We start from the raw sequence: 25,410 nt of genomic DNA on the forward strand, positions 1-25,410 counted from the left end.
CGTTCACAGCGTCCTCGCTGTGTTGCCTACCCGCCACTGGCCGGTAGGACTTTTTCAAAGGAACCTCGTCCCAGCCGTGACGGCTGGTAACGGGGTATCAACATATCTGGCGTTGACTTTTGGCACGCTGTTGAGTTCTCAAGGAACGGACGCTTCCTTTGTACTCACCCCGGTTTCCCTGGGCTTTCCTCCGGGCGCTTCCCTTCGGTGTTTCGTTCTTGCGTTTCCGACTCTATCAGACTCTTTCGTGTCCGATTTCCTCGGTACCTTTCCGGTTCCCGCTTTCGCGTTTCCCTTTCCGGCGGCTCCGACTCTATCAGATCCTTTTCCCGTTCCGTTTCCGGTCTGGAATTCGAATCTGCGGCGGTTGGAAAGCCGTTGCCTTTCAGCGCGGACCGACTTTATCAGAGGATCTGAGTCGGTCTTCCCCCCTCCTCTCGGGACCCGCTCCAGGCACACAAGTGCACCCGGACACGTTGGGGTGGAGAGGTAAAAGTACTGGAGCGGGGCGCCCGGATGCAAATCGGGGCGCCCCGCTCCTGGTTGCTGCCCCGAGGTCAGACCTCGACGACGACGGGAAGGATCATCGGTCGTCGGCGGTACGTGTCCGAGACCCACTTGCCCAGTGTGCGGCGCACGAGTTGCTGGAGCTGGTGGGGTTCGACTACCCCGTCCTGGGCTGACTTCTCCAGGACTTCCTGGATCTTCGGGAGCACCGCGCCGAAGGAGGAGTCCTCGATACCCGAGCCGCGGGCCTGGATATGCGGGCCGCCGGTGATCTTTCCGGTGCTGGAGTCGACCACGATGAACACCGAGATGATGCCCTCGTCCCCGAGGATGCGGCGGTCCTTGAGCGAGGCGTCCGTGACATCGCCGACCGAGAGGCCGTCGACGTATACGTATCCGGCCTGGACCTTGCCGACGATCTTGGCCTTGCCCGCGACCAGGTCGACGACCACGCCGTCCTCGGCGATGACGATCTGGCCCTGTGGGACGCCCGTCAGTGCGCCGAGTTCGGCGTTCGCGCGCAGGTGGCGCCATTCGCCGTGGACGGGCATCAGGTTCCTGGGCTGGCAGATGTTGTAGAAGTACAGCAGCTCGCCGGCCGAGGCGTGTCCGGAGACATGCACCTTGGCGTTGCCCTTGTGCACCACGTTGGCGCCCCAGCGGGTCAGGCCGTTGATCACGCGGTAGACCGCGTTCTCGTTGCCCGGGATCAGGGACGAGGCCAGGATCACCGTGTCGCCCTGGACGATGCGGATCTGGTGGTCGCGGTTGGCCATCCGGGAGAGGGCCGCCATCGGCTCGCCCTGGGAACCCGTGCAGACCAGGACGACCTCGTGGTCCGGGAGGTCGTCGAGGGTCTTGACGTCGACGACCAGACCGGCCGGGACCTTCAGATAGCCGAGGTCTCTGGCGATGCCCATGTTGCGGACCATCGAGCGTCCGACGAAGGCGACCCGACGGCCGTACTCATTGGCGGCGTCGAGGATCTGCTGGATGCGGTGCACATGGCTGGCGAAGCTGGCCACGATGACGCGCTTCTGGGCTCCCGCGAAGACCTGACGCAGGACGCCGGAGATATCGCGCTCGGGCGGGACGAAGCCCGGGACCTCGGCGTTCGTCGAGTCGGCCAGCAGCAGGTCGATGCCCTCCTCGCCGAGCCGGGAGAACGCCCTCAGGTCGGTGAGGCGGCCGTCGAGGGGCAGCTGGTCCATCTTGAAGTCGCCGGTGTGGACCACCAGGCCCGCGGGGGTGCGGATGGCGACCGCCAGGGCGTCCGGGATGGAGTGGTTGACCGAGACGAACTCGCAGTCGAAGGGGCCGATGCGCTCGCGGTGGCCCTCGGTGACCTCGAGGGTGTACGGGCGGATGCGGTGCTCCTGGAGCTTCGCCTCGATCAGGGCGAGGGTCAGCTTGGAGCCGATCAGAGGGATGTCCGGCTTCTCGCGAAGCAGGTACGGGACGCCGCCGATGTGGTCTTCGTGGCCGTGGGTGAGCACGATGCCGTCGATGTCGTCGAGACGGTCCCGGATGCTGCTGAAGTCCGGCAGGATCAGGTCGATACCGGGCTGCTCCTCCTCGGGGAAGAGCACTCCGCAGTCGACGATCAGGAGGCGACCGCCGTACTCGAAGACGGTCATGTTGCGGCCGATCTCGCCAAGGCCGCCGAGCGGGGTGACGCGCAGGCCGCCCTCGGGCAGCTTCGGCGGGGTGCCGAGCTCAGGATGCGGATGACTCAAAAGACTCTCCTACCCACGCGCGCCACGTACCCCAGAGGGACGTGGCGCGCATGACACTCATGCAGTTGCTGTCGCTGTTGCTCTTGCTGTTGCGGTTGTCGTCTGTGCTGCCTGTGCTGACTGTGTTGCCTTGGTCTGGCTATTCAGTTGGTCCGGCTATTCGGTTGTGAAGTCTGTGGCTACAGCTGTACGCCGCCCGCGGCGAGGTCGATCTTGAGCTGGTGGATCTCCTCGGGCGCGAGCTCGACCATCGGCAGGCGCAGCGGCCCGGCTGGCAGGCCCTGCAGGGTGAGCGCGGCCTTGGTGGTGATCACGCCCTGCGTGCGGAACATGCCCGTGAAGACGGGGAGCAGCTTCTGGTGGATCTCCGTTGCCTTGTGGACGTCGCCGTTGATGTGGGCGTCGAGCATGGCGCGTAGTTCCGGGGTCACCACATGGCCGACGACGGAGACGAAGCCGATCGCGCCGACGGAGAGCAGCGGGAGGTTGAGCATGTCGTCGCCGGAGTACCAGGCGAGGCTGGAGCGCGCGATGGCCCAGCTGGCGCGGCCGAGGTCGCCCTTGGCGTCCTTGTTGGCGACGATCCGCGGGTGCTCTGAGAGGCGGACCAGGGTCTCGGTGTTGATCGGTACGCCGCTGCGGCCGGGGATGTCGTAGAGCATGACCGGCAGCTCGGTCGAGTCCGCGATGGCGGTGAAGTGCCTCAGCAGGCCTTCCTGCGGGGGCTTGTTGTAGTACGGCGTCACCGCGAGCAGGCCGTGGGCGCCGACGCCCTCCGCGGCGCGCGCGAGTTCGAGGCTGTGGCGGGTGTCGTTGGTGCCGACTCCGGCGACGACGTGGGCGCGGTCGCCGACGGCTTCCAGAACGGCTCGTACGAGCTCGGTTTTCTCCGCGTCGCTGGTGGTGGGGGACTCGCCGGTGGTGCCGTTGATGATCAGGCCGTCGTTGCCTGCGTCCACCAGGTGGACGGCGAGTCGCTGCGCGCCGTCGAGGTCGAGTGCGCCGTCCGCCCTGAAGGGCGTGACCATGGCGGTGAGGACCCTCCCGAAGGGGGTCTGCGGAGTCGAGGTCGGAGCCATGGGTCACACGCTACTCGCTGCTCACCGCGTGGTCCCCCCTCGGGGCAGGTGAGCGTACGTGACAAGCGGAACCCAGCACTGCCTGCTCGGGGGTTCAAGCAGTGCCGGGTCCGTTTGATCAGGCTAGATGAACTTCACGAAAAGCCGCAATCCGGACACTTCACCTGGCCGACCGCACATCTGTACCCGCGCGGTGCGCGCACGCCTTACGGGGCCACGCGCCCGTTGGCGTTGAACGCGGCATACGTGAGCGGCATCAGCTGCGCCCATTGCTGCTCCATCTGCTCGCCGACCATCTCGATCTCCCGCTGCGGGAAGGACGGCACCTTGGCCAGCTCATGCTGGGTGCGCAGGCCGAGGAAGTGCATCAGGGAGCGGGCGTTACAGGTCGCGTACATCGACGAGTACAGGCCGACGGGAAGGACGGCACGGGCGACCTCACGGGCCACGCCCGCGGCCAGCATCTCCTGGTACGCCTCGTACGCCTGGCGGTAGGAGTCCTCCATGACGCGGCCGGTGAGTTCCTGCTGCGCCTGGGTGCCCTCCACGAAGACGTACTTGCCGGGGCGGCCTTCCTGGACCAGCTTGCGGGCCTCTCCGGGGATGTAGAAGACCGGGTGCAGCTCCCTGTAGCGACCCGATTCCTCGTTGTACGACCAGCCGGCGCGGTGCCGCATGAACTCGCGGAACACGAAGATCGGGGCGCTGATGAAGAACGTCATGGAGTTGTGCTCGAAGGGGCTGCCGTGGCGGTCCCGCATGAGGTAGTTGATCAGCCCCTTGGAGCGCTCGGGGTCCTTGCTGAGCTCCTCCAGGGACTGCTCGCCCGCCGTGGAGACACGGGCGGCCCAGAGGACGTCGGTGTCGGCGGCGCTGTGCTTCACCAGCTCGACGCTCACCTCGCTGCGGAAGCTGGGCTTGAGGTCTTCGGCGGGGGTCTCGCTCACCGGCGGGGGTCCTTCCATTCGCATCGCTCGGGCGGCGCCCACTCTACGGCTCGGCACTGACAGTCCGACCGTTCGGCGGCACTCTGCGTGGTTCTTCGGTGAATTTCCCGAATCAGGGCACCCCTGTCACGTTTTGAACGTCTGTCTAGGTAACAGCCGTTCGAAGCGACCGTTCGACATTCGAAAGAGGGAGAAGCGACCTCCATGTTCCGTCGGCGAGAGCCCGTCCCGTTCGCCTTCATCGCCGAGGCAGACACGTTCCGCAGTAATGTCACACCCCCGCCGCGCGAGCGCGCCACGCGCGGCCAGATACTCGGCCATACGCTGATCGGGCTCACCGTGGTCAGCGGCCTGGTGGGCGCCCTGCTGTTCGGGCTGCCCGCGCTCTCCCCCGAGCAGTCACCGGCAAAGACGCAGCAGTCCGAGGCCTCTGACGAGCGCTGACGGGCCCTGGCGGGCTCTGACGAGCGCTGACGGGCTGTGATGGGCGCTGACACGTCCGGACCCCCGGTGGTGGTCGCTCGCCGCGCGCCTCGATAGCCTCACCCGAGCACAGCCCTGTCGAGCGTGCATGGAGTGAGGATCAGTCGTGCCCCTGCCCTTTCTGACGGCCGACCGCGCGTTCGGTGACACCGAAGAGGACACCGATGTCGCGCTGCCGTACGCGGACCGCGACCAGTGGCGGCGGCCCTACCGCCCCGGCCCATGGCGGGTCGGCGCCGCGGCGGTACTGCTCCTGCTCGCCTCGTACCTGCTGTTCGCCGCGATGATCATCATGCTCGCTGGCGGGCTCCGAGGCGGCCTGACCTGCGTCGGCGGCGCACTCGCCGTGATCGCGGTCTCGGTGCGCATGCTGCGGGTCGGCACCTGGGTCAGCGCGCGGGGGCTGCGCCAAGTGGGGTTCTTCGTGACACGGACGCTCCCCTGGGAGCGCGTCCGGGAGGTGCGCACCGCTCAGCAGCCGGTGCGCTGGCTGGGACTGCCGCGCACCGTTCAGGGCCAGGCGCTCATCCTCGTACGGCAGGACGGCACGCAGCTCGCGCCGCCGCTGCTCACGGACCACAACGCCGACTTCATGGCCAGGACCGAGGCCTTCGACAGGGCCGCGGACACCGTCGAGGCCTGGGCGTACGAGTACTGCGCCTAAACCGGACGACCGCTCGCCCCTGCGTGCAGGGCGATCGCGCGCTGCATCGCCTTGCGGGCGCGTGGGGTGTCCCGGGCGTCGTGGTAGGCCACGGCGAGGCGGAACCAGCAGCGCCAGTCGTCCGGGGTGTCCTCGGTCTCCGCGCGGCGCTGGGCGAAGACGGCATCGGCGGAGTCACGGTCGATGCGGCCGCTCGGGGTGCGCTTGAGCTCGTCGACGGGGAGGCCGCCCTCGGCTTCGAGTTCGGCGGCCAGCTGGTCCGCCCTGCGGGCGAACTGGGTGGTCTTCCACAGGAACCAGACGCCGATCAACGGCAGCACCAGCACCGCGGCACCGAAGGTGACGGTGAGTACGGTGCCCTCGCGAATGAGCAGCACACCCCGGCTGCCGACCAGGACGAAGTAGACGACCAGGACGGCGGCCAGGGCGAAGTACGTGATCTTTGCGCGCATGTCAGACGGCCATTCAGTTGCCGAGGTCGAGGAAGTGTTCCAGGCCGAACGTGAGGCCGGGCGTGGACACCACACGGCGTACACCGAGCAGGATGCCCGGCATGAAGCTGCTGTGGTGCAGTGAGTCGTGGCGGATGGTGAGGGTCTCGCCCTCACCGCCCAGCAGGACTTCCTGGTGGGCGAGCATGCCGCGCAGGCGTACGGCGTGCACCGGCACCCCGTCCACCTGTGCGCCACGGGCGCCGTCCAGGGCCGTGGCGGTGGCGTCCGGCTGCGGGGCGCAGCCGGCTTCCTCGCGGGCGGCGGCGATGAGCTGCGCGGTGCGGGTCGCGGTACCGGACGGCGCGTCGACCTTGTTCGGGTGGTGCAGCTCGATGACCTCGGCGGACTCGAAGAAGCGGGCCGCCTGGCGGGCGAACTGCATGCTGAGCACCGCGCCGATGGAGAAGTTCGGCGCGATCAGGACACCGGTGGCCGGGGAGTCGGCCAGCCAGGTGTTCAGCTGTGCGAGGCGGTCATCGGTCCAGCCGGTGGTGCCGACGACGGCGTGGATGCCGTGGCGTACGCAGAAGTCGAGGTTGCCCATCACCGAGGCGGGGGTGGTCAGCTCGACGGCCACCTGGGCTTCGGAGTCCACCAGGGTCTCCAGCTTGTCGCCCCGGCTCAGGGTGGCGACCAGTTCCAGGTCCTCGGCGGCCTCGACGGCTCGTACGGCCTCGGCGCCGATCCGGCCCTGGGCTCCGATGACGGCCACGCGCAGCTTGCTCATTGCTTCGTCCTTCTACGGGGGCGGGTGCGGGTGCGGGTTCTGTGGGGCTCCGGCAGGCTGGCTAGGAGACCAGTTCGGCCAGGCGGGCTGCCTGCTTGTCCTTGATCGGGCCTATGGCCGACAGTGACGGACGCTGTCCCAGGATGTCGCGGGCCACCGCGCGTACCTCGTCGGGCGTGACCGCCGCTATCCGGGCGAGCATGTCGTCGACCGACATGTGCTCACCCCAGCACAGCTCGCTCTTGCCGATGCGGTTCATCAGGGCGCCGGTGTCCTCCAGGCCGAGGACGGTGGAGCCCGCGAGCTGGCCTATGGCGCGACTGACCTCGTCGTCGGACAGTCCGTGCTCGGCGACCTGGTCGAGCTCGTCGCGGCAGATCTTCAGGACGTCGCCGACCTGGCTGGAGCGACAGCCCGCGTAGACGCCGAAGAGGCCGCAGTCCGCGAAGGCCGAGGTGTACGAGTACACGCTGTAGGCGAGGCCGCGCTTCTCCCTGATCTCCTGGAACAGGCGTGAGGACATACCGCCGCCGAGCGCGGTGTTCAGGACGTTCAGGGCCCAGCGGCGCTCGTCGGTGCGGGCCAGGCCCGGCATGCCGAGGATGACATGGGCCTGCTCCGTCCTGCGGTCGACGACCTCGACCTTGCCCGCCGTACGCAGCTTGCGGCGGCCGTCGCGCGGAGCGATGGGGGTGGTGGCCTGGGACCCGGAGAGGGCGCCCGCCTTCTCGAACGCCGCGCGTACCTGGCGTACCACGCGCGCGTGGTCGACGTTTCCGGCGGCCGCGACGACCAGGTGGGTCGGGTCGTAGTGCCGCTTGTAGAAGCGGCGGATGCGGCCCGCGTCGAGTGCGTTGACCGTGTCGACGGTGCCGAGGACGGGGCGGCCGAGCGGGGTGTCGCCGAGCATGGTGTGCGCGAACAGGTCGTGGACGCAGTCGCCCGGGTCGTCCTCGGTCATCGCGATCTCTTCGAGGATGACCCCGCGCTCGGCGTCGACGTCCTCCTGCTCGATGAGCGATCCGGTGAGCATGTCGCACACCACGTCGATCGCCAGCGGCAGGTCGGTGTCCAGCACGCGCGCGTAGTAGCAGGTGTACTCCTTCGCCGTGAAGGCGTTCATCTCGCCGCCGACCGCGTCGATGGCGGAGGAGATGTCCAGGGCACTGCGTCGCTTGGTGCCCTTGAAGAGGAGGTGTTCGAGGTAGTGCGTGGCGCCGTTCAGGGACGGGGTCTCGTCCCGGGAGCCGACGTGGGCCCAGATGCCGAAGGTGGCGGAACGTACGGAGGGCAGGGTCTCGGTGACGACGCGCAGGCCGCCCGGCAGGGTCGTACGACGGACCGTGCCGATGCCGTGCTCGCCCTTGAGGAGGGTTTGGGTACGGGCGACGGCCCGTACCTCCGAGGAGGTACGGGCCGTCGCCTGTGAACTACGGGACGTCACTTGTCGGCGTCGTCCTTCTTCTCGTCGCCCTCTTCACCCTCGATGACGGGGATCAGCGAGAGCTTGCCGCGGGAGTCGATCTCGGCGATCTCGACCTGCACCTTGGCACCGACGGCGAGCACGTCCTCGACGTTCTCCACGCGCTTGCCACCGGCCAGCTTGCGGATCTGCGAGATGTGCAGCAGGCCGTCCTTGCCCGGCATGAGGGACACGAACGCACCGAAGGTGGTCGTCTTGACGACCGTGCCCAGGTAGCGCTCGCCGACCTCCGGCATGGTCGGGTTGGCGATGCCGTTGATCGTGGCGCGGGCGGCCTCGGCCTGCGAGCCCTGGGCGGCACCGATGTAGATGGTGCCGTCGTCCTCGATCGTGATGTCGGCGCCGGTGTCCTCCTGGATCTGGTTGATCATCTTGCCCTTGGGGCCGATGACCTCACCGATCTTGTCCACCGGGATCTTGACGGTGATGATCCGCGGGGCGTTCGGGGACATCTCGTCCGGGACGTCGATGGCCTCGTTCATCACGTCGAGGATGTGCAGACGCGCGTCACGGGCCTGCTTCAGCGCGGCGGCCAGGACCGAGGCGGGGATGCCGTCGAGCTTGGTGTCGAGCTGGAGCGCGGTCACGAACTGCTTCGTACCGGCGACCTTGAAGTCCATGTCACCGAAGGCGTCCTCCGCACCGAGGATGTCGGTGAGGGCGACGTAGTGCGTCTCGCCGTCGATCTCCTGGGAGATCAGGCCCATGGCGATACCGGCGACGGCGGCCTTCAGCGGCACACCGGCGTTCAGCAGCGACATCGTGGAGGCGCAGACCGAGCCCATGGACGTCGAGCCGTTGGAGCCCAGCGCCTCGGAGACCTGGCGGATGGCGTACGGGAACTCCTCGCGCGTCGGCAGCACCGGCACGATGGCGCGCTCGGCGAGCGCGCCGTGGCCGATCTCGCGGCGCTTGGGCGAGCCCACGCGGCCGGTCTCACCGACGGAGTACGGCGGGAAGTTGTAGTTGTGCATGTAGCGCTTGCGGGTCACCGGGGAGAGGGTGTCCAGCATCTGCTCCATGCGGAGCATGTTCAGGGTGGTGACGCCCAGGATCTGGGTCTCGCCACGCTCGAACAGCGCGGAGCCGTGCACCCGCGGGATGGCCTCGACCTCGGCGGCGAGCGTACGGATGTCCGTGACGCCACGGCCGTCGATGCGGACCTTGTCCTTGATGATGCGCTCGCGGACCAGCTTCTTGGTCAGCGCGCGGTAGGCACCGGAGATCTCCTTCTCGCGGCCCTCGAACTGCGGGAGCAGCTTGTCGGAGGCGATCTCCTTGACGCGGTCCAGCTCGGCCTCGCGCTCCTGCTTGCCGGCGATGGTGAGCGCCTGCGCGAGCTCGGAGGACACGGCCGTGGTGAGCGCCTCCAGGACGTCGTCCTGGTAGTCCAGGAAGACCGGGAACTCGCCGACCGGCTTGGCGGCCTTGGCGGCCAGTTCGGACTGGGCCTTGCAGAGCGCCTTGATGAAGGGCTTCGCGGCCTCGAGGCCGGCGGCCACGACCTCCTCGGTGGGGGCGGTGGCGCCGTCCGCGACGAGCTGGATGGTCTTCTCGGTGGCCTCGGCCTCGACCATCATGATCGCGACGTCGCCGTCCTCCAGGACGCGGCCCGCGACGACCATGTCGAAGACGGCGTCCTCGAGCTCGGTGTGCGTCGGGAAGGCGACCCACTGGCCCTTGATCAGGGCGACACGGGTGCCGCCGATCGGCCCGGAGAAGGGCAGGCCGGCCAGCTGCGTGGAGCAGGAGGCGGCGTTGATCGCGACCACGTCGTACAGGTGGTCGGGGTTGAGCGCCATGATCGTCTCGACGATCTGGATCTCGTTACGCAGGCCCTTCTTGAAGGAAGGGCGCAGCGGGCGGTCGATCAGGCGGCAGGTGAGGACCGCGTCCTCGGAGGGGCGGCCTTCCCGGCGGAAAAAGGAGCCGGGGATCTTGCCGGCCGCGTACATCCGCTCCTCGACGTCCACCGTGAGGGGGAAGAAGTCGAGCTGGTCCTTGGGCCTCTTGGAGGCGCTGGTGGCCGACAGCACCATGGTGTCGTCGTCCAGGTACGCCACGGCGGAGCCGGCGGCCTGCTTGGCCAGGCGGCCCGTCTCGAAGCGGATGGTGCGGGTGCCGAAAGTGCCGTTGTCAATGACGGCCTCGGCGTAGTGGGTCTCGTTCTCCACTAGCGAATTCTCCGTGTCTTCTCGTCTTTCGTCCCCGGGCCCGTATGGCGGGGGGACGGGCGGAGAGGCGCGCCTTGTGGTCGGGCCGGTCTTCGATCGAAGCACCCGGGGTGTTGTGTCCCGGGGGCCACTACCGAGGACCGGCGGCGGCGAGGGGCGCTTCTCCTCGTACGGTGTTGCGTTGTTTCGGTGTTGCGTTGTGCGGTGTTGCCGTGTCGAGTCGTACGTGGCGTACGTCTCACGCGGCGTGGTGCGACCAGCCTACAAAGCACTGCCGCGACCGCGCACGTACAGCAAAGGGAGCGGCCCCCTTACGTGGGAACCGCTCCCTCCACCATGTCCTACTTGGCGCCCGCCGCACCGCGGCGGATGCCAAGGCGCTCGACCAGCGCGCGGAAGCGCTGGATGTCCTTCTTGGCCAGGTACTGCAGAAGGCGGCGACGCTGGCCGACCAGAATCAGCAGACCACGGCGGGAGTGGTGGTCGTGCTTGTGGGTCTTGAGGTGCTCGGTCAGGTCGGAGATACGACGCGAGAGCATCGCGACCTGGACCTCGGGGGAGCCGGTGTCACCCTCCTTGGTGGCGAACTCGGCCATGATCTGCTTCTTCGTGGCGGTGTCGAGCGACACGCGTACTCCTCATATGTCTCGTGATGCCGCCGAGTGCTCCTGGTCTACTTCTCAGAGAGCTTCCGTGACTCGGAGGCGAAGGACCGTCGGGCGCTGCTCCAGATGGGTGACGACCAGGGTCGTCGCTCACGATTGGGGCGCGTACACAGACGGGTGTTACACAGAGTACCAGCCTGCCTCAGGACGACTGACCTCAGGACCACTGCGTCAGGACGACTACCTCAGGACGTCAGCGCGCGGATCGAGTGGTAGACGTCGAACACCGCCAGGCACAGGGGGAGCAGCGTCAGCAGGACGCAGGTCTCGCCTACCTCGAGGAGACGGCCCCAGAACGGGGTGACGCCCTTGCGCGGCACGATGAGGCCGATCGCGGTGAGGGCCGCGGCCAGGGCGGCGATCGCGGCGGTCAGCCAGATCATGCGGATGTCCAGGCCCGCGCCATCCCCCCTGGCGGCCTCGGCCCACAGCTCCACGGGCGGGTTCAGGGCCAGGCCGAGGCCGAGGAGCAGCAGGGCACCGAGGCCCGCCGCGAGGGCGACGCCGACCTGCGCGGTGTAGCGGAAGAGGTGGGCGCGCGTCAGCATGGCGACACCGGTGGCGAGGGCGAGGAGCTGTCCCCATACGTTGTCGGAGAACCCCAGGACGGCGGCCGCGGCGACGGTCACCAGGGCGCAGCCGCCGACGAGGCCGACGAGCAGCTCATGGCCGCGGCGTGCCTGGGCGGCGATGCGCTCGGCGTCGACCGGGCGGGCCGGGGTCGCGTCGTCGTCCGCGTCGCCGTAGGCGCCGACCGCCGTACGGGGCGGTTCGAATCCGATGGGCAGCCGGGCGAAGCGTGCCGAGAGGCCGGGCAGGAAGGCCAGGACGCCCACGGCGAGCGGCACGCACGCGGCGGCGCTCTGGACGGGACCGATTCCGGTGAGGATCGCGACGAACGTGACGAGCAGGCCGATGGTCGACGCGAGGACGAAGGCGACGAAGGGACCGTCGCCACTGGGCGTCACGATCACAAGGACTACGGAGGCCACCAGGACGGCGGCACAGGCGAGCAGGAACTGTAGTCGCCCGTTTCCCTGCCCGGCGGCGGGCGCGAGCAGCCCGGAACCGGCCACCGCGACGTTCGCGAGGGCGCCGAGGCCGAAGGCGACGGCCGATCCCCGGTCGTCGTACACGCGTGAACGCACCCCGGCGAGTGCCAGCAGGAGTACGCCGGTGACCGCGGCCAGGATGCCGGGCAGGCCGTGCGTGTCGTGTCCGGGGGCGGCGGTCCACAGGACGAAGGCGAGCAGGATCAGGAGCGCCGAGCCGCCGGACAGGCCCGCGCCGCGCATCAGATCGTCACTCCACCGCGTGCGGTCGCGGGCGACGGCGGAGGCCACCGCGTCGGAGACGTCGTCGAAGACCGCGGGAGGCAGCGACTCGGCGAAGGGCCGCAGCGAGAGCAGTTCACCGTCGAGGATGCGCTGGGCGGCGAGCGACCGGCCGCCGTCGAGCACGGTGCCGTCACGCCGTACGAGGTGGTATCCGACAGGGGCACCCGGCGTCGGCGTCTGACCCGACAGGCGGAGGATCTCCGGATACAGGTCGGCGACGGCGATGTCCTCGGGCAGGGCGACGTCGACGCGGCCGTCCGGTGCCACGACCGTGACCCGGCAGAAGCCGGTACTGCCGTTGGACACAGTCGCGGGAGCCGGTTGACCGGGTCCGGTGGCCGTGGCTGGGGCCGACATACTCACCTGCTGCTTCCCCTCGCGGTGATCGTGATCGTGATCGTGGTGGCGATCGTGATCGTGGTGGCGATCGTGATCGTGGTGGTGATCCTGGCTGGCCAGTCCGGCGCCGCGCTCCGAAGGACACGTCCTATTGCGCTAGTTCACGGCTGCGCGAACACGTTGCGTCACCCTACCGCCCGCTCTTGACACCTCACGCACGTAGGATCACCTCCCGCGGATGGAGCCCGTCGCCACGGGGGCGCGCGGAGCGGAACATTGCCGTCCGGCGAGGGAATTGGTGAGCTGTGAGTCAGATCGTCGTCAAGCGCCCACCACGGGCTCTGCCCTCCGCGGTGCCCGACGAGCAGGTGCAGTTGCAACCGCCGCCGGAACTGCCCCGCGGGCAGCAGGAGGGCGCGCTGATGCAGCTCCTGCCGATGCTCGGCATGGGCGGTTCGGTCGTCTTCTTCTTCATGACGCCGAACCCGATCATGCGGATCATGGGCATGGTGATGATCGCGTCGACGATCGCCATGGGCGTCGCCATGCTCGTCCGCTACCGGCGCGGCACCCAGGGCCAGCTCGCCGACCTGAGGCGGGACTACCTCAAGTATCTGGCGCAGACGCGGCGTACGGTGCTGAAGACAGCGCATCGCCAGCGTGACGCACAGCTCTATCTGCACCCGTCCCCCGAGCAGTTGTGGGCGCTCGTAGCCGAGGGGAGCCGGGTCTGGGAACGCCGCGTCGGGGACGCCGACTTCGGTCAGGTACGCATCGGTCTGGGCAGCCAGCAGCTGGCGACGCCGCTCGTCGCTCCCGACACCGCCCCGGTCGACGACCTCGAACCGCTCACCGCGGGCGCGATGCAGCAGTTCCTCCACGCGCACAGCACCCTCGACGGCCTGCCAATGGCCGTGTCCCTGCGCGCCTTCTACCACATGACGGTCAGCGGGGACCCGGACTCCGTGCACTCGACCGCACGAGCCCTGGTGGGTTCGCTCGCGGCGCTCCACTCCCCCGAGGACCTGGTCATCGTGGTGGCGGCCGACTCCGCCGCCGCGGTGCGATGGGAATGGGCGAAGTGGCTGCCGCACACACAGGCCACGGGCCTGAGTGACGGCGCGGGCACCCGGCGTCTGATCACCACGGACGCACACGACCTGCAGGACATGCTCGCCACCCGTCTGGAGGGGCGGCCGCGCTTCCAGGGCGGCAACCATCCCCTCCTGGACCAGCCGCACATCGTCGTCGTACTCGACGGCCAGTCCGTGCCCGAGCCGTCGGCGCTGGCCACGCCCGAGGGCCTTCAGGGCGTGACGGTCATCGAGGTCGTGCCCGGAGAGCTGACGGGGGCCCGCGGCGGCCTGTCCGTCACCGTACGGCCGGACTCCCTGCAGGTGGAGTCCAGCCACGGCCTGGTGTACGAGGGGACCCCCGACCGGCTGAGCCCCGAGGCGGCGGAGGCACTGGCCCGCCAACTCGCCCCGCTGCGGGTGGGGTCGGGCGGGGACGATGACGAACCCCTGCTCGCCAACCTGGAGTTCACCGATCTGCTGAACCTCGGCGACGCCGCGTCGGTCGACGTCAGCCGCACCTGGCGGCCGCGTTCGCAGTCCGAGCGGCTGCGTGTGCCGATCGGTGTCGGCGAAGACGGCAGCCCCGTGATGCTGGACCTGAAGGAAGCGGCGCAGGAGGGCATGGGCCCGCACGGTCTGTGTGTCGGCGCCACGGGTTCCGGCAAGTCCGAGCTGCTGCGCACGCTGGTACTCGGTCTGGCCGTCACCCACTCCTCCGAGACGCTGAACTTCGTCCTCGCGGACTTCAAGGGTGGTGCCACCTTCGCGGGCATGTCCCAGATGCCGCACGTCGCAGCCGTGATCACCAACCTCGCCGACGACCTCACCCTCGTCGACCGCATGGGCGACTCCATCCGGGGCGAGCTCAACCGCCGCCAGGAGATGCTGCGCGACGCCGGCAACTACGCGAACATCCACGACTATGAGAGGGCCCGTGCGGCGGGCGCGCCGCTGCAGCCGATCCCGTCACTCGTGCTCGTGATCGACGAGTTCAGTGAACTCCTCACCGCCATGCCGGATTTCATCGAGATGTTCGTGCAGATCGGCCGCATCGGACGTTCTCTGGGGGTGCATCTCCTGCTGGCCTCGCAGCGCCTGGAGGAGGGCCGGCTGCGCGGTCTGGAGACGTATCTGTCCTATCGGGTCGGTCTGCGGACGTTCTCCGCGGCCGAGTCCCGTGCGGCCCTCGGTGTTCCCGACGCCTACCAGCTTCCGAACGTGCCCGGCTCGGGCTATCTCAAGTACGGCACGGACGAAATGGTGCGCTTCAAGGCCGCCTACGTCTCCGGGGTCTACCGCTCCAGCCAGCATGCCGCGGGCGTGGGCGGGCCGCTGCCGGTGGACCGCAGGCCGGTCCCGTTCACCGCGGCACCCGTCCCGGTCCGGTACGTACGCCCGGACGCGCGGGCCGCCGTCCCGGAGCCCCGCACGACAGAGGACGACGCCCTGGCGGACACGGTCCTCGATGTGATCGTACGACGGCTGGAGGGGCGCGGCGCCGAGGCGCACCAGGTGTGGCTGCCGCCGCTCGACAACCCGCCGTCGCTGGACGAACTGCTGCCCGGTCTCGCCGGAGTCGAGGGTCGCGGTCTGACCCAGCCCGGTTTCGAGGGCGCCGGCCGGCTGGTCGTCCCGGTCGGCGTCGTGGACAAGCCGTACGAGCAGCGTCGCGACACGCTCTACCGGGACTTCTCCGGGGCCGCGGGGCATATGCAGATCGTCGGCGGCCCGCAGTCCGGCAAGTCGACCCTGCTCAGGACGATCGTCTCAGCGTTCGCGCTGACCCACACACCACAGGAAGTGCAGTTCTACGGGCTCGACTTCGGTGGCGGCGGTCTGTCATCTGTCTCCGGCCTGCCGCATGTCGGTGGTGTCGCGTCCCGCCTCGACCCCGAGCGGGTGCGACGGACCGTGGCCGAGGTCTACGGCATCCTGTCCCGCCGTGAGGAGTACTTCCGCACCGCCGGTATCGACTCCATCGCCACCTACCGCAGGATGCGGCAGCGCGGCGACATCTCGGTCACGGACCAGCCGTGGGGCGACGTCTTCCTGGTGATCGACGGCTGGGGAAGCTTCCAGGGCGACTACGAGGCTCTCGGGCCCGCCGTGCTGGACATGGCGGCACGCGGACTCGGCTACGGAATCCATCTGATCCTCACGGCGTCGCGCTCCATGGAGGTCCGGTCCAACATCAAGGACCACCTGATGAACAGGCTGGAACTGAGGCTGGGCGACACGATGGACTCGGAGGTGGACCGCAAGGTCGCCGTCAACGTCCCGAGCGGTGTGCCCGGTCGCGGCCTGGTGCCGGAGAAGCTGCACTTCATGGGTGCCGTGCCCCGTATCGACGGCGTCAACTCCGACGACGACCTGTCGGAGGCCACGGCCGCGATGGCGAAGGAGATCTCCCGCCACTGGACCGCGCCCCCCGCTCCGGCCGTACGGCTCCTCCCGCGCGAGCTGCCGGTCCACAGCCTGCCCGCCGGCCACGCGGCCCCTCAGCGCGGCGTGGCGATCGCCATCGACGAGAACGCCCTGGAACCGGTCTTCGTCAACTTCGACCGCGATCCGTTCTTCCTGGTCTTCGGTGAGAGCGAGTCGGGCAAGTCGAACCTGCTACGGCTGCTGATCAAGCAGCTGACGGAGCGGTACGACGGGAACGCCGCCAAGTTCTTCGTGATCGACAACCGGCGTGCACTCCTTGACGTGACACCGGCGAGCCACCTGACCGAGTACGTCCCGATGTCCAACAACATGGACCACCATGTGGACGCACTCGCGGACCTGATGCAGCGCCGCACACCGAACGCGGAGGTGACGGCCCAGCAGCTACGTGACCGGAGCTGGTGGCAGGGCCCGCAGGTGTACGTGGTGATCGACGACTACGACCTGGTGTCGACGTCGGGCGGCAACCCGCTGGCCCCGCTGACCGAACACCTGCCGTTCGCCCGTGACGTTGGCGTCCGCTTCATCATCGCCCGCCACGGCGCGGGAGCGAGCCGCGCCGCGTACGAGCCCTTCATGCAGCGAATGATGGAGCTCGGCGCGCAGGGCGTCCTGCTCTCCGGCGACCCTCAGGAGGGCGACGTACTCGGCGGCGTCCGGATGCGCCCGATGCCGGCGGGCCGGGGCGTCTTCGTGTCGCGGCAGCGGGGCAATCCGCTGGTGCAGACGGGCTGGCTGGGGGACGCGGAGTGAGCCGGGGAGGCGGTGCGCTTCGCCTCGCGCATGTATGAGTACGCGTACTCATCCGACGTGAGAAGTCGAGGCGGCATGCTTGGCTGCGAAACGATCACTGGCCTGGGTCAGTTGTGTTCGTGGCGCGTGGACGTGGCCGGGGGCCTGACGAGGAGGAAACCGCGCATGGCGTGGGACGAGTGGGAGCAGCTCAAGGCGCAAGCAGCTGAGCGTCAAGCGACCCAGATGCAACTGAACCAGAGACCAGCCGACCCTGGAGGCGGGGGTACGCCAGCCACTACCGACGGCGAGGGGCTGAAGCACTCGGCCAAGCCATGGAATCGCGCCGCCACGACGGCTCACGGCCTGACGATCAGCACCAACACCTCCAGGCGCGGCCTGACGAACGGACACGCGGGCGTGTCGGGCGGTCTTGAGGGGCTCGCCAGCCTCGGTGAGCTCAAGAGCGTTCTGACCTCGTGGGAGAACCGGCTGAAGGAAGTAGGCGACGAGTGCGACGCGCTGGAGCCGAAACTGCGGCAGGTTCCGAAGGATTTGAAGGGTGTGGACACCGCGACCGGTGCGAAGGCAGACGCCGTGCAGACCCCGAAGGCCGGTGAGGGCAAGTGATCTCCGGGCTGACGTGGCAGCAGCTTCGCGATCTCAGGCTGACAGAACTCGACGCCGCCGTCGACAGCTGGGGCGCCGCGTCCCGGCACGCCGACGCGGCACAGACCCAGGTCGACGGCGACATGGATGGCGCGCTGTCGAAGACGCAGGAGAGCAGGTCCGCCAAGACCGCCGTGGGCAGGTTCAAGCGGCTCAGCCGCAACTACGACTACATCAAGACCGAATGCGGTCTCGTCCGTACGGCCGTCAGCGGGCTCTCCGCAGAACTCGCCTCGCCGCAGCGACGACTGAAGGCGGCACTCGCCGACGCCGCTGCCAACTCGTACACGGTCAACGCCGACGGCAGTATCGACTTCCCGGCCGGCGGCAAGAACCAGGTGACTGGTGAGCCGCACCCGGCCGGCAAGGTCGTAGGCAACAACGGGCTGCTCGTACCACGCGGGCTCCACGACCTCGGCAGCAACAATGGGTTGTACGGTCCGGACGGCAGCGGATTCGTTAACCTCAACCCACACCGCTCCAAGGCGCAGGACATTGCTGACCGCATCGCGGTGGCGCTACGCGACGCCCGCGAGACAGACGAGCGCTATCGACGGGCGCTGAGCAAGCTCAAGGCAGCAGACGGTCTTACCGTCGACGCCAAGACCTGGGCGGACGCGGCGGCGGACATGGATGCCGTGCGCGACGCTTCGTACGACCACATGAAGCGGGAGATCCCGCTCGACAAGTCGCCCGCAGAACGTAACGAATGGTGGAACAACCTGAGCGACAAGCAGCGCGAGGAGTACCTGGCGAGCTACCCCGACGTACTCGGCAACCTGGACGGCATCCCAGCGTTGGTGCGGGACGAAACGAACAGGGAGAACCTCGACCTGCTGATCGCCAAGTTCGAAGGCGAGAAGGGGGAGGCGGCCGAGGCCCGGCTCGGTGGGCTGAAGGGTATCCGAGACCAGTTGGAGCTGAACGCGACGGCGCGTCTCAAGAATTCGGAGGAGCCGCCGATGTACCTGCTCGCCATCGGAGACGAAGGCAGCGGCCGGGCCGCCGTGGCCTTTGGAAACCCCGATACTTCCAAGAACGTCGCAGCGTACGTGCCCGGTCTCGGTACAGCGCTCGACAAGGATTTCGCCCGCAATGACGTCAAGCGAGCGCGCGACACCGCCGTCGGCGCCCGTGAGTACGACTCCTCGAGCGCCGCCATTGTGTGGCTCGGTTACGATCCACCCCAGCTGGGCGGCCCGGAGATCACCGGCCTGTCCGCCAGAGCTGACGTCAAGTCCGCCGAGCGGGCCGAGGAGGGCGCTCCCGCCTACAACTCGTTCATGAGCGGCCTGACTGCCACCAACGACCATGAGGACCCTCACCTCACAGCCATCGGTCACTCTTACGGCTCGCGGCTGGTGGGCGCCGCTACCCAGGAAGACGGCGGCATTCCCGGTGCGGACGACATTGTGCTGCTCGGCAGCCCCGGTGTCGGCGTCGACAAGGCTGAGGACCTGGGTGTCGGCAAGGGCCACGTCTTCGTTGGCGCAGCCGACAACGACCCGGTCACCATGGTGCCCTCCCTGAAGGAGACCGTCGCCGGAGGGGCTGCTTTCCTGGTGAGCAGTCCGCTGGTGTCATACCTGGTCGGTGACATCGCCGACCAGGGCGACGACGACATCTGGTTCGGCAAAGATCCGGCCAGCGAGGCCTTCGGCGCAAGACGTTTCCTGGTGGACGATGGCGCGAGGCCCTTCATCGACGGCGAGGGCGCCACACCCGCGCACTCCAACTACTTCAACCCGCAGAAGGACGCCGTGTCGGCTGAGAACATCGCCGCGGTTGTCGCGGGCCAACCCGAACTCGTCGTCCCGGAGAAGCATCGATGAATCACCGCACTCTTGCTGTGACACTCGCCGCACTCGCCCTGTCTGGCTGCGGCCTGATCGACGGCGACGCAGGGACCGGGCGCAAGGGAAAGGCGCGGAACGTGAACATGCAGCAGGCCGGTGACCAGGCGGAGAAGATCCTGGGTGACACCCTGGCCGCGATTAAGCCCGGAGTCGAGACGCAGCCGGGGCCGTCTAGTGACCCCATCTGCACCGACTTCAAGAACGACGCCACCGGGACCGGCCAGGTCACCCGACGGCGTTACGTCATGACGGTGATCTCTGCGGAGCGGCGCGGCAACTTCATGGGCGTCGTCGAGCGCTACTGGAAGAAGGAGGGCTACGAGATCACCGCCGTGCGTCCGAACAAGGAGAGGCCGGCGGTCTTCGCCCGCACACCGGAAGGTTTTCAGGCCACAGCAAAGATCGGCCGCGAGGGGCAGGCGTTCTTCAGCGTCATGTCGCCCTGCGTGACAGAGTCCGAGGTCACCGAGCCCGAGAGGGAGCCGCTTGCCCCGGATTCACCAGCCGCCAAGGGGTTGCCGTATATCAGGTCCCCATTCTGGTCCGCGAACACCCCTGGGCCGTCGCCCACCAACAAGGGCGGCTGACCGCCGGATACCGAGATCGACCAGGGGCCAGGCTGGTCTCATTTACGCTTCCGTAAACCGCACGGAAGCGCTCCGGGTAAGCAGTCCAGCGGCATCACGGCCTGCGTGTGCCGAGCTCTCGTATTGGGGTGTCGTGAGTGTCATCAGCCTCCTGACTTCGTTTCCCTCTCACTCACTTGGAAAGCCATGCTCATATCGCGCTCAACCCCCGTCATCCGTTCCGTGGCCATCGCTGTGCTACTCGCCACCGCGGCGGTGGGGTGCGGGAGTGACTCGGACAGTGATACGCGGACGGGCGCCAGCGCGTCGCCTTCTGGCAGCGGTAGCGGGGGGCAGGGCTCAGCCTCGTCGCGCATCGAGGCGGTCAACAAGACCATGCGGGAGACCGCGTTCACTGGTGCGGGCACGACGACCGCGTTCGAGGGGGCGCGGCAGGAGGTCTGGTGGGACCCGGAGCAAGGGCTTCGTATGAAGATCTCTGGTCCGTCCGAGGCTGAGGGTGGTGACTTGTACTGCAAGGGCGGCACCAGCTACACGGGCGCGCGGCTGTTCGCTTCGATGCTGGCTCAGCGCGGACAGGAGATCACCGTTCCGGAGCGGCTCTCCGATGTGTATGTGAGTAGTGAGACCGGACAGGACTGTGATGCCTACTTCACGATCTCGACGTCGGGTCAGTTCGCGCCGGACAAGGACACAACGATTGATGGCAAGGCGGCCCTGGCCATAGAGGTCTCGGCCGGGGCGGCGGCGGATACGTACTTCGTGAGCGCCGAAGGGCCGGGTTGCCTGCTGCGGCAGGAGTCGGAGCGGGATGGTCGGACCAGTCGGTCCACGTATGGCGGGTTCGGCGAGGCGGAGACCATTTCGATGCCGACGCCGGAGCAGACCATGACGATGGCCCAGTTCCGGAGTGAGGTTGGTGCCGGGTGAGCGAATCGTGGGAGGACGCCACTCGTGCGGAGGTCGTTCGGCTCCGGACGGAGGCGAAGTCGTCCTCCAAGTTTCGTGGCCACCACTGGTGGGCTGCTCTCGCCGGGTTGTTTGCGTTGAGCGCCGTGCTCTTTCTTCTGGTGCCGTCGAGCGTAGGGAAGGACGGTACGGGTTCTCATCGGAGTTGCGGGAGTGTCGTCTTCCCCGACTCGGTCTCTGGCGCATGCCCGGGAGCCCGTACGCAGCGCCTGGGTGTCGCGGGGCTCGGGCTGGCCGGGGGCGTGGTGTGCGCCGCTGTTGGCGGTGTCTGCCGCCCGCGCTCTGGTTCGGCGCTCTGACGAATCAGGGTATGTGGGGGAGGTCGCCGCGCCTTGCGGCGGCTACCAGGTGACGTAGCCCGTCCCGGGTTGTTGTGATGACCTCCTCGGGGTTAGCCGTCTCGCGGAGGTGCGGTGTTCCGTCGGCGGTGAAGCCCAGTTGGAGGCAGGCGTTGCCGCCGTCGCCGCCGCAGAACGGTTCCTGCCAGTCGATCTCGGGCATGGTCCGGGCCTCTCGGGTCAGAGTTGCTTGGTGATGGCGTGGATGAGGTCGCGCGTCGCCTCGGCTGAGAGTGCTGAGTCCAGCGTGCGGCCCAGGAGGCTGCGGTAGTTCCGCAGGTGAAGCTCGGAGTCGAGGAACACCGAGCCATGGAAGCTGTCGAGTTGCACCGTGTCCAGCTGGGGTACGGCGCCATGCGCGTAGCAGATGGGCTGGCCTGGGCCTGCGAAGCCTTCGGCTCCGAAGGGGATGGCCCTTACCGTGACATGCGCCAGCTCACTGGCCCTGATGATGTGGTTGAGCTGAGCCCGGGCGACTTCCGGGCCGCCGAACTGCATGCGCAGGGCGGCCTCGTGGATGATCGCGGTGTACTGGGGCGCGTTCTGCTTTTCCAGGAGTGCCTCTTGGCGCTGCATGCGGTGTGATGCGCGGAGTTCGACCTCTTTGGCGGGGAGGGTGACCAGGGAGCGTGCGAAGACTGCTCGGGAGTAGTCGGCGGTCTGGAGCAGGCCAGGGATGTGCACCATGAGGAATACGGTCATCCGCCCTGCGTGGTACTCGAGTTCCGCGACATCGAGGAAGGCTGTCGGCAGTCGGCCGCGATAGGTCTCCCACCATCCGCCGGTCCGCTCCTGGGCCATCCTGGCCAGGGCGTCGATCAGCTCTGTATCGGGGCAGTTGTAGTTGCAGGCGAGGGTTCGTACGCGTTCTGGGCTGATGCCGAAGCGGCCGGATTCGATGTTGGGGATGCGAGTGCGGTTGACGCCCAGAAGCGCGGCTGCCTCCTGGGTTGTCACACCGGCGGCCTCGCGCAGCTTGCGCAGCTCGGTGCCGAGGCGTTGCTGACGTACCGTCGGGGCGATTCTGGGTGGCATGCCTTCCCCTCCTGGGCGTGGAGCACAGTCTGCCGGTGAGCGGCGCTGCAATCCAGTGGAGCACCGTTCTACCGAATAGGTAGAACCGTGCTCCACTGTCACGCTACATTCTGTAACGCACCGCTCACACGCGACAGCGCCGGAAGTGCACCGCGTGAGCATGCCTGCCCATCCCTGGGGACAGGTGTGCCCGCGCCCAGGGAGGCAAGGCCACCGGTGGCCGCCAGCGTGCGAGTGACTCCAACCCCTCAGATCAGAAGTGGAGTTACACGCATGAGCATCACATCACTGTGTACGGCTGCGGGTACGGGAGCGACGACGACGCCCGTACCGCCGTCCGTCGACAACCTCTCCTACTCGCTGGGGCTTCCGGGCGGGGCCTACTGTGCCGGACTGGTGCGGGGCACCGTCAGGAGTGTGCTCCGCGAGCACGGGCTCCGCGACGCCGTGGCGCTCGCCGAGCTGGTCGTGTCCGAACTGCTGGCCTGCGCCTATCGGTTCACGCCTGAACGCGATGTGAGTCTGTCGCTGCGATGTCGGTACGAGACTCTCAGGGTGACCGTCTTCGACCAGCACCCCGTTCACCCGCACGGCCGCGCCGATGAGTGCCGGGAGCGGCGCCTGCGGTCGCTCGAGGTGCTCGCGGCCCTCGCCAAGTCCTGTCGCGGGGAGCATGGCATCGCGGACATCGAGCCACCGCTCCCCGGTTCCAAGCTGTGGGCGGCTTTCCCTCTGAAGGAGGTGTACCGGTATGCACTCCTCTGACGCCGAGCGCGCTCGGGATGCGCTGCGGCACGAGTTGGCGCGGCACGAGATCTCGCTGCCGTCACTGCGGGTCGAGCAGGCCTGCACCGGGGACAACCTCGTGCACCTCGGAGGCGTACGACCTGATGTCGTGGCGCGGCTGACTGCCGTGCTCCGCGGCTGTCCGCCCAGTTCTGCGCGGCGGTCCTGAGATCCAGGGCGCAGGAAGGGTGGGCGCCCCTCGCGCGTGCCCACCCCCTGTGCCTGGCTGCGTAGGGCCGTCAGCGATCAGATGAAATAGCTGGCGGCCTTCTTGTCGCCGCCCATGTAGTCGCCGCCTGCCCTTCCGACGACCTGGCCGATCTGCTGGAGGGCCTGGTGGATGTCGTTAGCTTCCTTGTCCCACTTCTGCTGTTCCGTGACGTAGGTGGAGTGGGCCTCGCCCTCCCAGCCTGCGGCGACGGCGGCCATGGCCGTCCTGATGTCGCGCAGGTCCTGTTCGAGCTTCTTGGCCTGGTTGCCGAGCGTGGTCGCCGCGGCGTCGAGGCTGCCGTACTTGACGACGAGCTCGTCTCCGGAGTTCATGCTCATGTCTTCCTCATCTCACCTGTGATTGTCAGTCCTAGAGGCCGCTGATGCCGGACTTCGGGGCGGCGTTGGTGCCGACACCGAGGTCGACGTTGATGCTCTGCACGGCCGCTCGGACGTCGTCCTCCGTGCCGTCCTTGATCTTCCGCGAGGCGTTCATGCCCTCGAAGAACTTCGCGAGGATGTTGCCGATACGCACCATCGAGGTGTTGATCTCGGACTGCTTGGCGTTGAACGCCCCGGCACCAATGCCCTTCCACTGACCCTCAAGGCTGTCGATCGTGCCGTGAATCTGCTTGAGCTGGCCCATGATTGACTCGAACTTAAGGGAGATTTCCTTCTCTAGCTTGATTACCTGCGCATCTGTAAGCCGCTGTCCTTGTGCCATTGTTGCGCTTCCCTTCTGAACTACTGTTATGGCGGGCTAGGTTGTGCTTCGCCGCACAGAACATCACTCTAGTCACTCGGTGTGACAGTCCTAAGTGGCTTGTCGATCAAGAGACTTCACGTCGTCTTCTGCGACGGGAGTCCCGGAGCGCCACCGCCGAGCCGGACACCGCCGCGACCACCGCTCCGCCGCCGACCGTCACATACGTCGCCAGGCGGGCGTCGCGTTCCTCTGGTGTCTCGCCGAGGGGGAGTTCGGCCGGGGTGGGGGCTTTCGCGCGGGTCACGCCCTCGTGGGCGACCGGCTGCTCGATGGGGTGGTCGTCCTCGGTGAGGGCCCGGACCGGGTCGACCACTCCCCAGCCGACGAGGCGGTCACGGCCGGAGGTGGAGCGTTCGGCGGTCTGTTGGATCTGGGCGACGATCTGCTGCTGTGTCCAGCCGTCGTGTTTGGCCTTGATGAGGGCGGCCAGGCCCGCGACGTACGGGGCCGAGAAGCTGGTGCCGTTGTCGGCGCAGTGGCCGCCGCCGGGGACCGTGGAGATCATGTCCACGCCGGGGGCCGCGATGCCGACGAAGTCGCCGGACTGGGAGAACGCGGCGCGTTCGTTGTTGCGGTCCGAGGATGCTACGGCGAGTACGCCCTTGAAGGACGCGGGGTAGGTTTCCTTGACGTTGCCGCCTAGGCCGTCGTTGCCCGCTGAGGCGACGACGACGATGTCCTGGGCAAGCGCGTCGTTCACGGCCTGCTCCAGTTCGGGGGCTGGTTTTACCGCGTTCGCCGTGTCCTGCGAGATGTTGACGACGTCGGCCCCGTTGGCGATGGCGTGTCTGATGGCCTTCGCGAGTGTTTCGGCCGTGCCGTGGCCGTCGGCGTCGTTCTGCTGGATGGGGATGATCGTGGCGTCGGGCGCGAGGCCGACGAAGCCGGTGCCCTTAGCGGGGCGGGCCGCGATGATTCCCGCGACCTTGGTGCCGTGGCCCACCGTGTCCGTGGTGCCGTTCTCCTTGCCGCGCTCGATCTTGTCGCCGTTGTCGTCCTTGATGTCCTTCGGGATGAGGTTGATGCCGCTCTTGGTGTCCACGGCCTTCTTCAGCTGCGGGTTCTTCACGTCGACGCCGGTGTCGATGACGGCGACGCGTACGCCCTCGCCGGTGGACTGCTGCCACAACTCGTCGAGCAGGACACGCTGGAGGGACCAGGGGCGGCCCTCGTACTTCTTGTTGGGGTAGGTGCACTGGGTGATGTCGTCTGCTGATGCGGGGGACATCGGGAGAACGATCAGGGTGAGTGTCGCGGCGGCCGAGACGGTCAGCAGGCGGCGGCTGGTTGCAGTCGTGGGCGTCAT

Annotated in this window: 24 protein-coding genes; 10 read left to right on the plus strand and 14 right to left on the minus strand. The window is 68.0% G+C overall.

Annotated features, from left to right (window positions below; translation table 11 throughout):
- Positions 1-557: 557 nt before the first annotated feature.
- From GCN81_RS25330 to thyX, 3 genes are all read right to left on the minus strand, one after another.
- A complete protein-coding gene (locus GCN81_RS25330; protein ID WP_156726810.1) occupies positions 558-2,243 on the minus strand; it encodes a ribonuclease J in 1,686 nt (561 codons plus the stop codon).
- 179 nt (positions 2,244-2,422) lie between these two features.
- Entirely contained in the window at positions 2,423-3,322 is a 900-nt protein-coding gene (gene dapA, locus GCN81_RS25335; protein WP_156726811.1) for a 4-hydroxy-tetrahydrodipicolinate synthase, read from the minus strand.
- A gap of 206 nt (positions 3,323-3,528) precedes the next feature.
- Entirely contained in the window at positions 3,529-4,269 is a 741-nt protein-coding gene (gene thyX / locus GCN81_RS25340) for an FAD-dependent thymidylate synthase (RefSeq protein WP_156726812.1), read from the minus strand.
- A gap of 204 nt (positions 4,270-4,473) precedes the next feature.
- Here thyX and GCN81_RS25345 point away from each other — a divergent pair, with 204 nt between their 5' ends.
- The gene (locus GCN81_RS25345; RefSeq protein WP_156726813.1) at positions 4,474-4,713 is read left to right on the plus strand and encodes a hypothetical protein; all 240 of its coding nucleotides are present in this window, start codon (positions 4,474-4,476) and stop codon (positions 4,711-4,713) included.
- A gap of 145 nt (positions 4,714-4,858) precedes the next feature.
- Positions 4,859-5,416 (plus strand): hypothetical protein, encoded by a 558-nt coding sequence (locus GCN81_RS25350; RefSeq protein WP_156726814.1) that lies wholly within the window; start codon positions 4,859-4,861, stop codon positions 5,414-5,416.
- On the opposite strand, the gene GCN81_RS25355 is transcribed toward GCN81_RS25350, so the two are convergent.
- The 6 genes from GCN81_RS25355 to eccD form a co-directional block, all read right to left on the minus strand.
- Entirely contained in the window at positions 5,413-5,868 is a 456-nt protein-coding gene (locus GCN81_RS25355; protein ID WP_156726815.1) for a hypothetical protein, read from the minus strand. The two genes, GCN81_RS25350 and GCN81_RS25355, sit on opposite strands and share 4 nt — an antisense overlap.
- A gap of 13 nt (positions 5,869-5,881) precedes the next feature.
- The gene (dapB, locus tag GCN81_RS25360; protein ID WP_156726816.1) at positions 5,882-6,637 is read right to left on the minus strand and encodes a 4-hydroxy-tetrahydrodipicolinate reductase; all 756 of its coding nucleotides are present in this window, start codon (positions 6,635-6,637) and stop codon (positions 5,882-5,884) included.
- 61 nt (positions 6,638-6,698) lie between these two features.
- A complete protein-coding gene (locus GCN81_RS25365; protein ID WP_156726817.1) occupies positions 6,699-8,081 on the minus strand; it encodes a M16 family metallopeptidase in 1,383 nt (460 codons plus the stop codon).
- Positions 8,078-10,294: a polyribonucleotide nucleotidyltransferase gene (locus GCN81_RS25370; protein ID WP_156726818.1), complete on the minus strand. Its 2,217-nt coding sequence runs from the start codon at positions 10,292-10,294 to the stop codon at positions 8,078-8,080. The genes GCN81_RS25365 and GCN81_RS25370 overlap by 4 nt, the downstream gene beginning before the upstream one ends.
- 341 nt (positions 10,295-10,635) lie before the next feature.
- Positions 10,636-10,923 carry a 30S ribosomal protein S15 gene (rpsO, locus tag GCN81_RS25375; protein WP_156726819.1) on the minus strand — a complete coding sequence of 96 codons (288 nt, stop codon included), beginning with the start codon at positions 10,921-10,923 and terminating at the stop codon, positions 10,636-10,638.
- 221 nt (positions 10,924-11,144) lie between these two features.
- On the minus strand, positions 11,145-12,653 hold the full coding sequence (gene eccD / locus GCN81_RS25380) for a type VII secretion integral membrane protein EccD (RefSeq protein ID WP_156726820.1): 1,509 nt from the start codon (positions 12,651-12,653) through the stop codon (positions 11,145-11,147).
- Positions 12,654-12,683: 30 nt separating this feature from the next.
- Here eccD and GCN81_RS25385 point away from each other — a divergent pair, with 30 nt between their 5' ends.
- The 6 genes from GCN81_RS25385 (at position 12,684) to GCN81_RS25410 (ending at position 20,930) form a co-directional block, all read left to right on the plus strand.
- Positions 12,684-12,842 carry a hypothetical protein gene (locus tag GCN81_RS25385; protein WP_156726821.1) on the plus strand — a complete coding sequence of 53 codons (159 nt, stop codon included), beginning with the start codon at positions 12,684-12,686 and terminating at the stop codon, positions 12,840-12,842.
- Positions 12,843-12,940: 98 nt separating this feature from the next.
- Positions 12,941-16,909 carry a type VII secretion protein EccCa gene (gene eccCa, locus GCN81_RS25390; RefSeq protein WP_156726822.1) on the plus strand — a complete coding sequence of 1,323 codons (3,969 nt, stop codon included), beginning with the start codon at positions 12,941-12,943 and terminating at the stop codon, positions 16,907-16,909.
- 165 nt (positions 16,910-17,074) lie between these two features.
- Positions 17,075-17,518, plus strand: a complete 444-nt coding sequence (locus tag GCN81_RS25395; protein ID WP_156726823.1) for an amino acid ABC transporter permease — start codon at positions 17,075-17,077, stop codon at positions 17,516-17,518.
- On the plus strand, positions 17,515-19,389 hold the full coding sequence (locus GCN81_RS25400; RefSeq protein WP_156726824.1) for an alpha/beta hydrolase: 1,875 nt from the start codon (positions 17,515-17,517) through the stop codon (positions 19,387-19,389). Before GCN81_RS25395 ends, GCN81_RS25400 begins: the two co-directional genes overlap by 4 nt.
- Positions 19,386-20,000, plus strand: a complete 615-nt coding sequence (locus tag GCN81_RS25405) for a hypothetical protein (RefSeq protein WP_231626964.1) — start codon at positions 19,386-19,388, stop codon at positions 19,998-20,000. The genes GCN81_RS25400 and GCN81_RS25405 overlap by 4 nt, the downstream gene beginning before the upstream one ends.
- A gap of 222 nt (positions 20,001-20,222) precedes the next feature.
- Positions 20,223-20,930, plus strand: a complete 708-nt coding sequence (locus tag GCN81_RS25410) for a hypothetical protein (RefSeq protein WP_156726825.1) — start codon at positions 20,223-20,225, stop codon at positions 20,928-20,930.
- Between the two features lie 342 nt (positions 20,931-21,272).
- On the opposite strand, the gene GCN81_RS25415 is transcribed toward GCN81_RS25410, so the two are convergent.
- Together GCN81_RS25415 and GCN81_RS25420 are read right to left on the minus strand one after the other, a co-directional pair.
- Positions 21,273-21,470: a DUF397 domain-containing protein gene (locus GCN81_RS25415; RefSeq protein ID WP_156726826.1), complete on the minus strand. Its 198-nt coding sequence runs from the start codon at positions 21,468-21,470 to the stop codon at positions 21,273-21,275.
- 17 nt (positions 21,471-21,487) lie between these two features.
- A complete protein-coding gene (locus tag GCN81_RS25420; RefSeq protein ID WP_156726827.1) occupies positions 21,488-22,342 on the minus strand; it encodes a helix-turn-helix domain-containing protein in 855 nt (284 codons plus the stop codon).
- 273 nt (positions 22,343-22,615) lie between these two features.
- Between GCN81_RS25420 and GCN81_RS25425 the strand changes: the two genes are divergently transcribed.
- Positions 22,616-23,107 carry an ATP-binding protein gene (locus tag GCN81_RS25425; RefSeq protein ID WP_156726828.1) on the plus strand — a complete coding sequence of 164 codons (492 nt, stop codon included), beginning with the start codon at positions 22,616-22,618 and terminating at the stop codon, positions 23,105-23,107.
- Positions 23,094-23,297: a hypothetical protein gene (locus GCN81_RS25430; protein ID WP_156726829.1), complete on the plus strand. Its 204-nt coding sequence runs from the start codon at positions 23,094-23,096 to the stop codon at positions 23,295-23,297. The genes GCN81_RS25425 and GCN81_RS25430 overlap by 14 nt, the downstream gene beginning before the upstream one ends.
- Before the next feature lie 77 nt (positions 23,298-23,374).
- Here GCN81_RS25430 and GCN81_RS25435 read toward each other — a convergent pair whose 3' ends face one another.
- From GCN81_RS25435 to mycP, 3 genes are all read right to left on the minus strand, one after another.
- The gene (locus tag GCN81_RS25435) at positions 23,375-23,677 is read right to left on the minus strand and encodes a WXG100 family type VII secretion target (RefSeq protein ID WP_156726830.1); all 303 of its coding nucleotides are present in this window, start codon (positions 23,675-23,677) and stop codon (positions 23,375-23,377) included.
- 31 nt (positions 23,678-23,708) lie between these two features.
- The gene (locus GCN81_RS25440) at positions 23,709-24,062 is read right to left on the minus strand and encodes a WXG100 family type VII secretion target (protein ID WP_156726831.1); all 354 of its coding nucleotides are present in this window, start codon (positions 24,060-24,062) and stop codon (positions 23,709-23,711) included.
- 106 nt (positions 24,063-24,168) lie between these two features.
- Positions 24,169-25,410 carry a type VII secretion-associated serine protease mycosin gene (mycP, locus tag GCN81_RS25445; RefSeq protein WP_156726832.1) on the minus strand — a complete coding sequence of 414 codons (1,242 nt, stop codon included), beginning with the start codon at positions 25,408-25,410 and terminating at the stop codon, positions 24,169-24,171.

Source organism: Streptomyces apocyni, from assembly GCF_009739465.1.
Lineage (GTDB): Bacteria > Actinomycetota > Actinomycetes > Streptomycetales > Streptomycetaceae > Streptomyces > Streptomyces apocyni.

Bases quoted from the DNA above. Each gene is read 5' to 3' on its own strand.
- dapA (WP_156726811.1), bottom strand. From the start codon at position 3,322: ATGGCTCCGACCTCGACTCCGCAGACCCCCTTCGGGAGGGTCCTCACC.
- GCN81_RS25345 (WP_156726813.1), top strand. From the start codon at position 4,474: ATGTTCCGTCGGCGAGAGCCCGTCCCGTTCGCCTTCATCGCCGAGGCA.
- GCN81_RS25355 (WP_156726815.1), bottom strand. From the start codon at position 5,868: ATGCGCGCAAAGATCACGTACTTCGCCCTGGCCGCCGTCCTGGTCGTC.
- dapB (WP_156726816.1), bottom strand. From the start codon at position 6,637: ATGAGCAAGCTGCGCGTGGCCGTCATCGGAGCCCAGGGCCGGATCGGC.
- eccD (WP_156726820.1), bottom strand. From the start codon at position 12,653: ATGTCGGCCCCAGCCACGGCCACCGGACCCGGTCAACCGGCTCCCGCG.
- GCN81_RS25395 (WP_156726823.1), top strand. From the start codon at position 17,075: ATGGCGTGGGACGAGTGGGAGCAGCTCAAGGCGCAAGCAGCTGAGCGT.
- GCN81_RS25405 (WP_231626964.1), top strand. From the start codon at position 19,386: ATGAATCACCGCACTCTTGCTGTGACACTCGCCGCACTCGCCCTGTCT.
- GCN81_RS25415 (WP_156726826.1), bottom strand. From the start codon at position 21,470: ATGCCCGAGATCGACTGGCAGGAACCGTTCTGCGGCGGCGACGGCGGC.
- GCN81_RS25420 (WP_156726827.1), bottom strand. From the start codon at position 22,342: ATGCCACCCAGAATCGCCCCGACGGTACGTCAGCAACGCCTCGGCACC.
- GCN81_RS25425 (WP_156726828.1), top strand. From the start codon at position 22,616: ATGAGCATCACATCACTGTGTACGGCTGCGGGTACGGGAGCGACGACG.
- GCN81_RS25430 (WP_156726829.1), top strand. From the start codon at position 23,094: ATGCACTCCTCTGACGCCGAGCGCGCTCGGGATGCGCTGCGGCACGAG.
- GCN81_RS25435 (WP_156726830.1), bottom strand. From the start codon at position 23,677: ATGAGCATGAACTCCGGAGACGAGCTCGTCGTCAAGTACGGCAGCCTC.
- GCN81_RS25440 (WP_156726831.1), bottom strand. From the start codon at position 24,062: ATGGCACAAGGACAGCGGCTTACAGATGCGCAGGTAATCAAGCTAGAG.
- mycP (WP_156726832.1), bottom strand. From the start codon at position 25,410: ATGACGCCCACGACTGCAACCAGCCGCCGCCTGCTGACCGTCTCGGCC.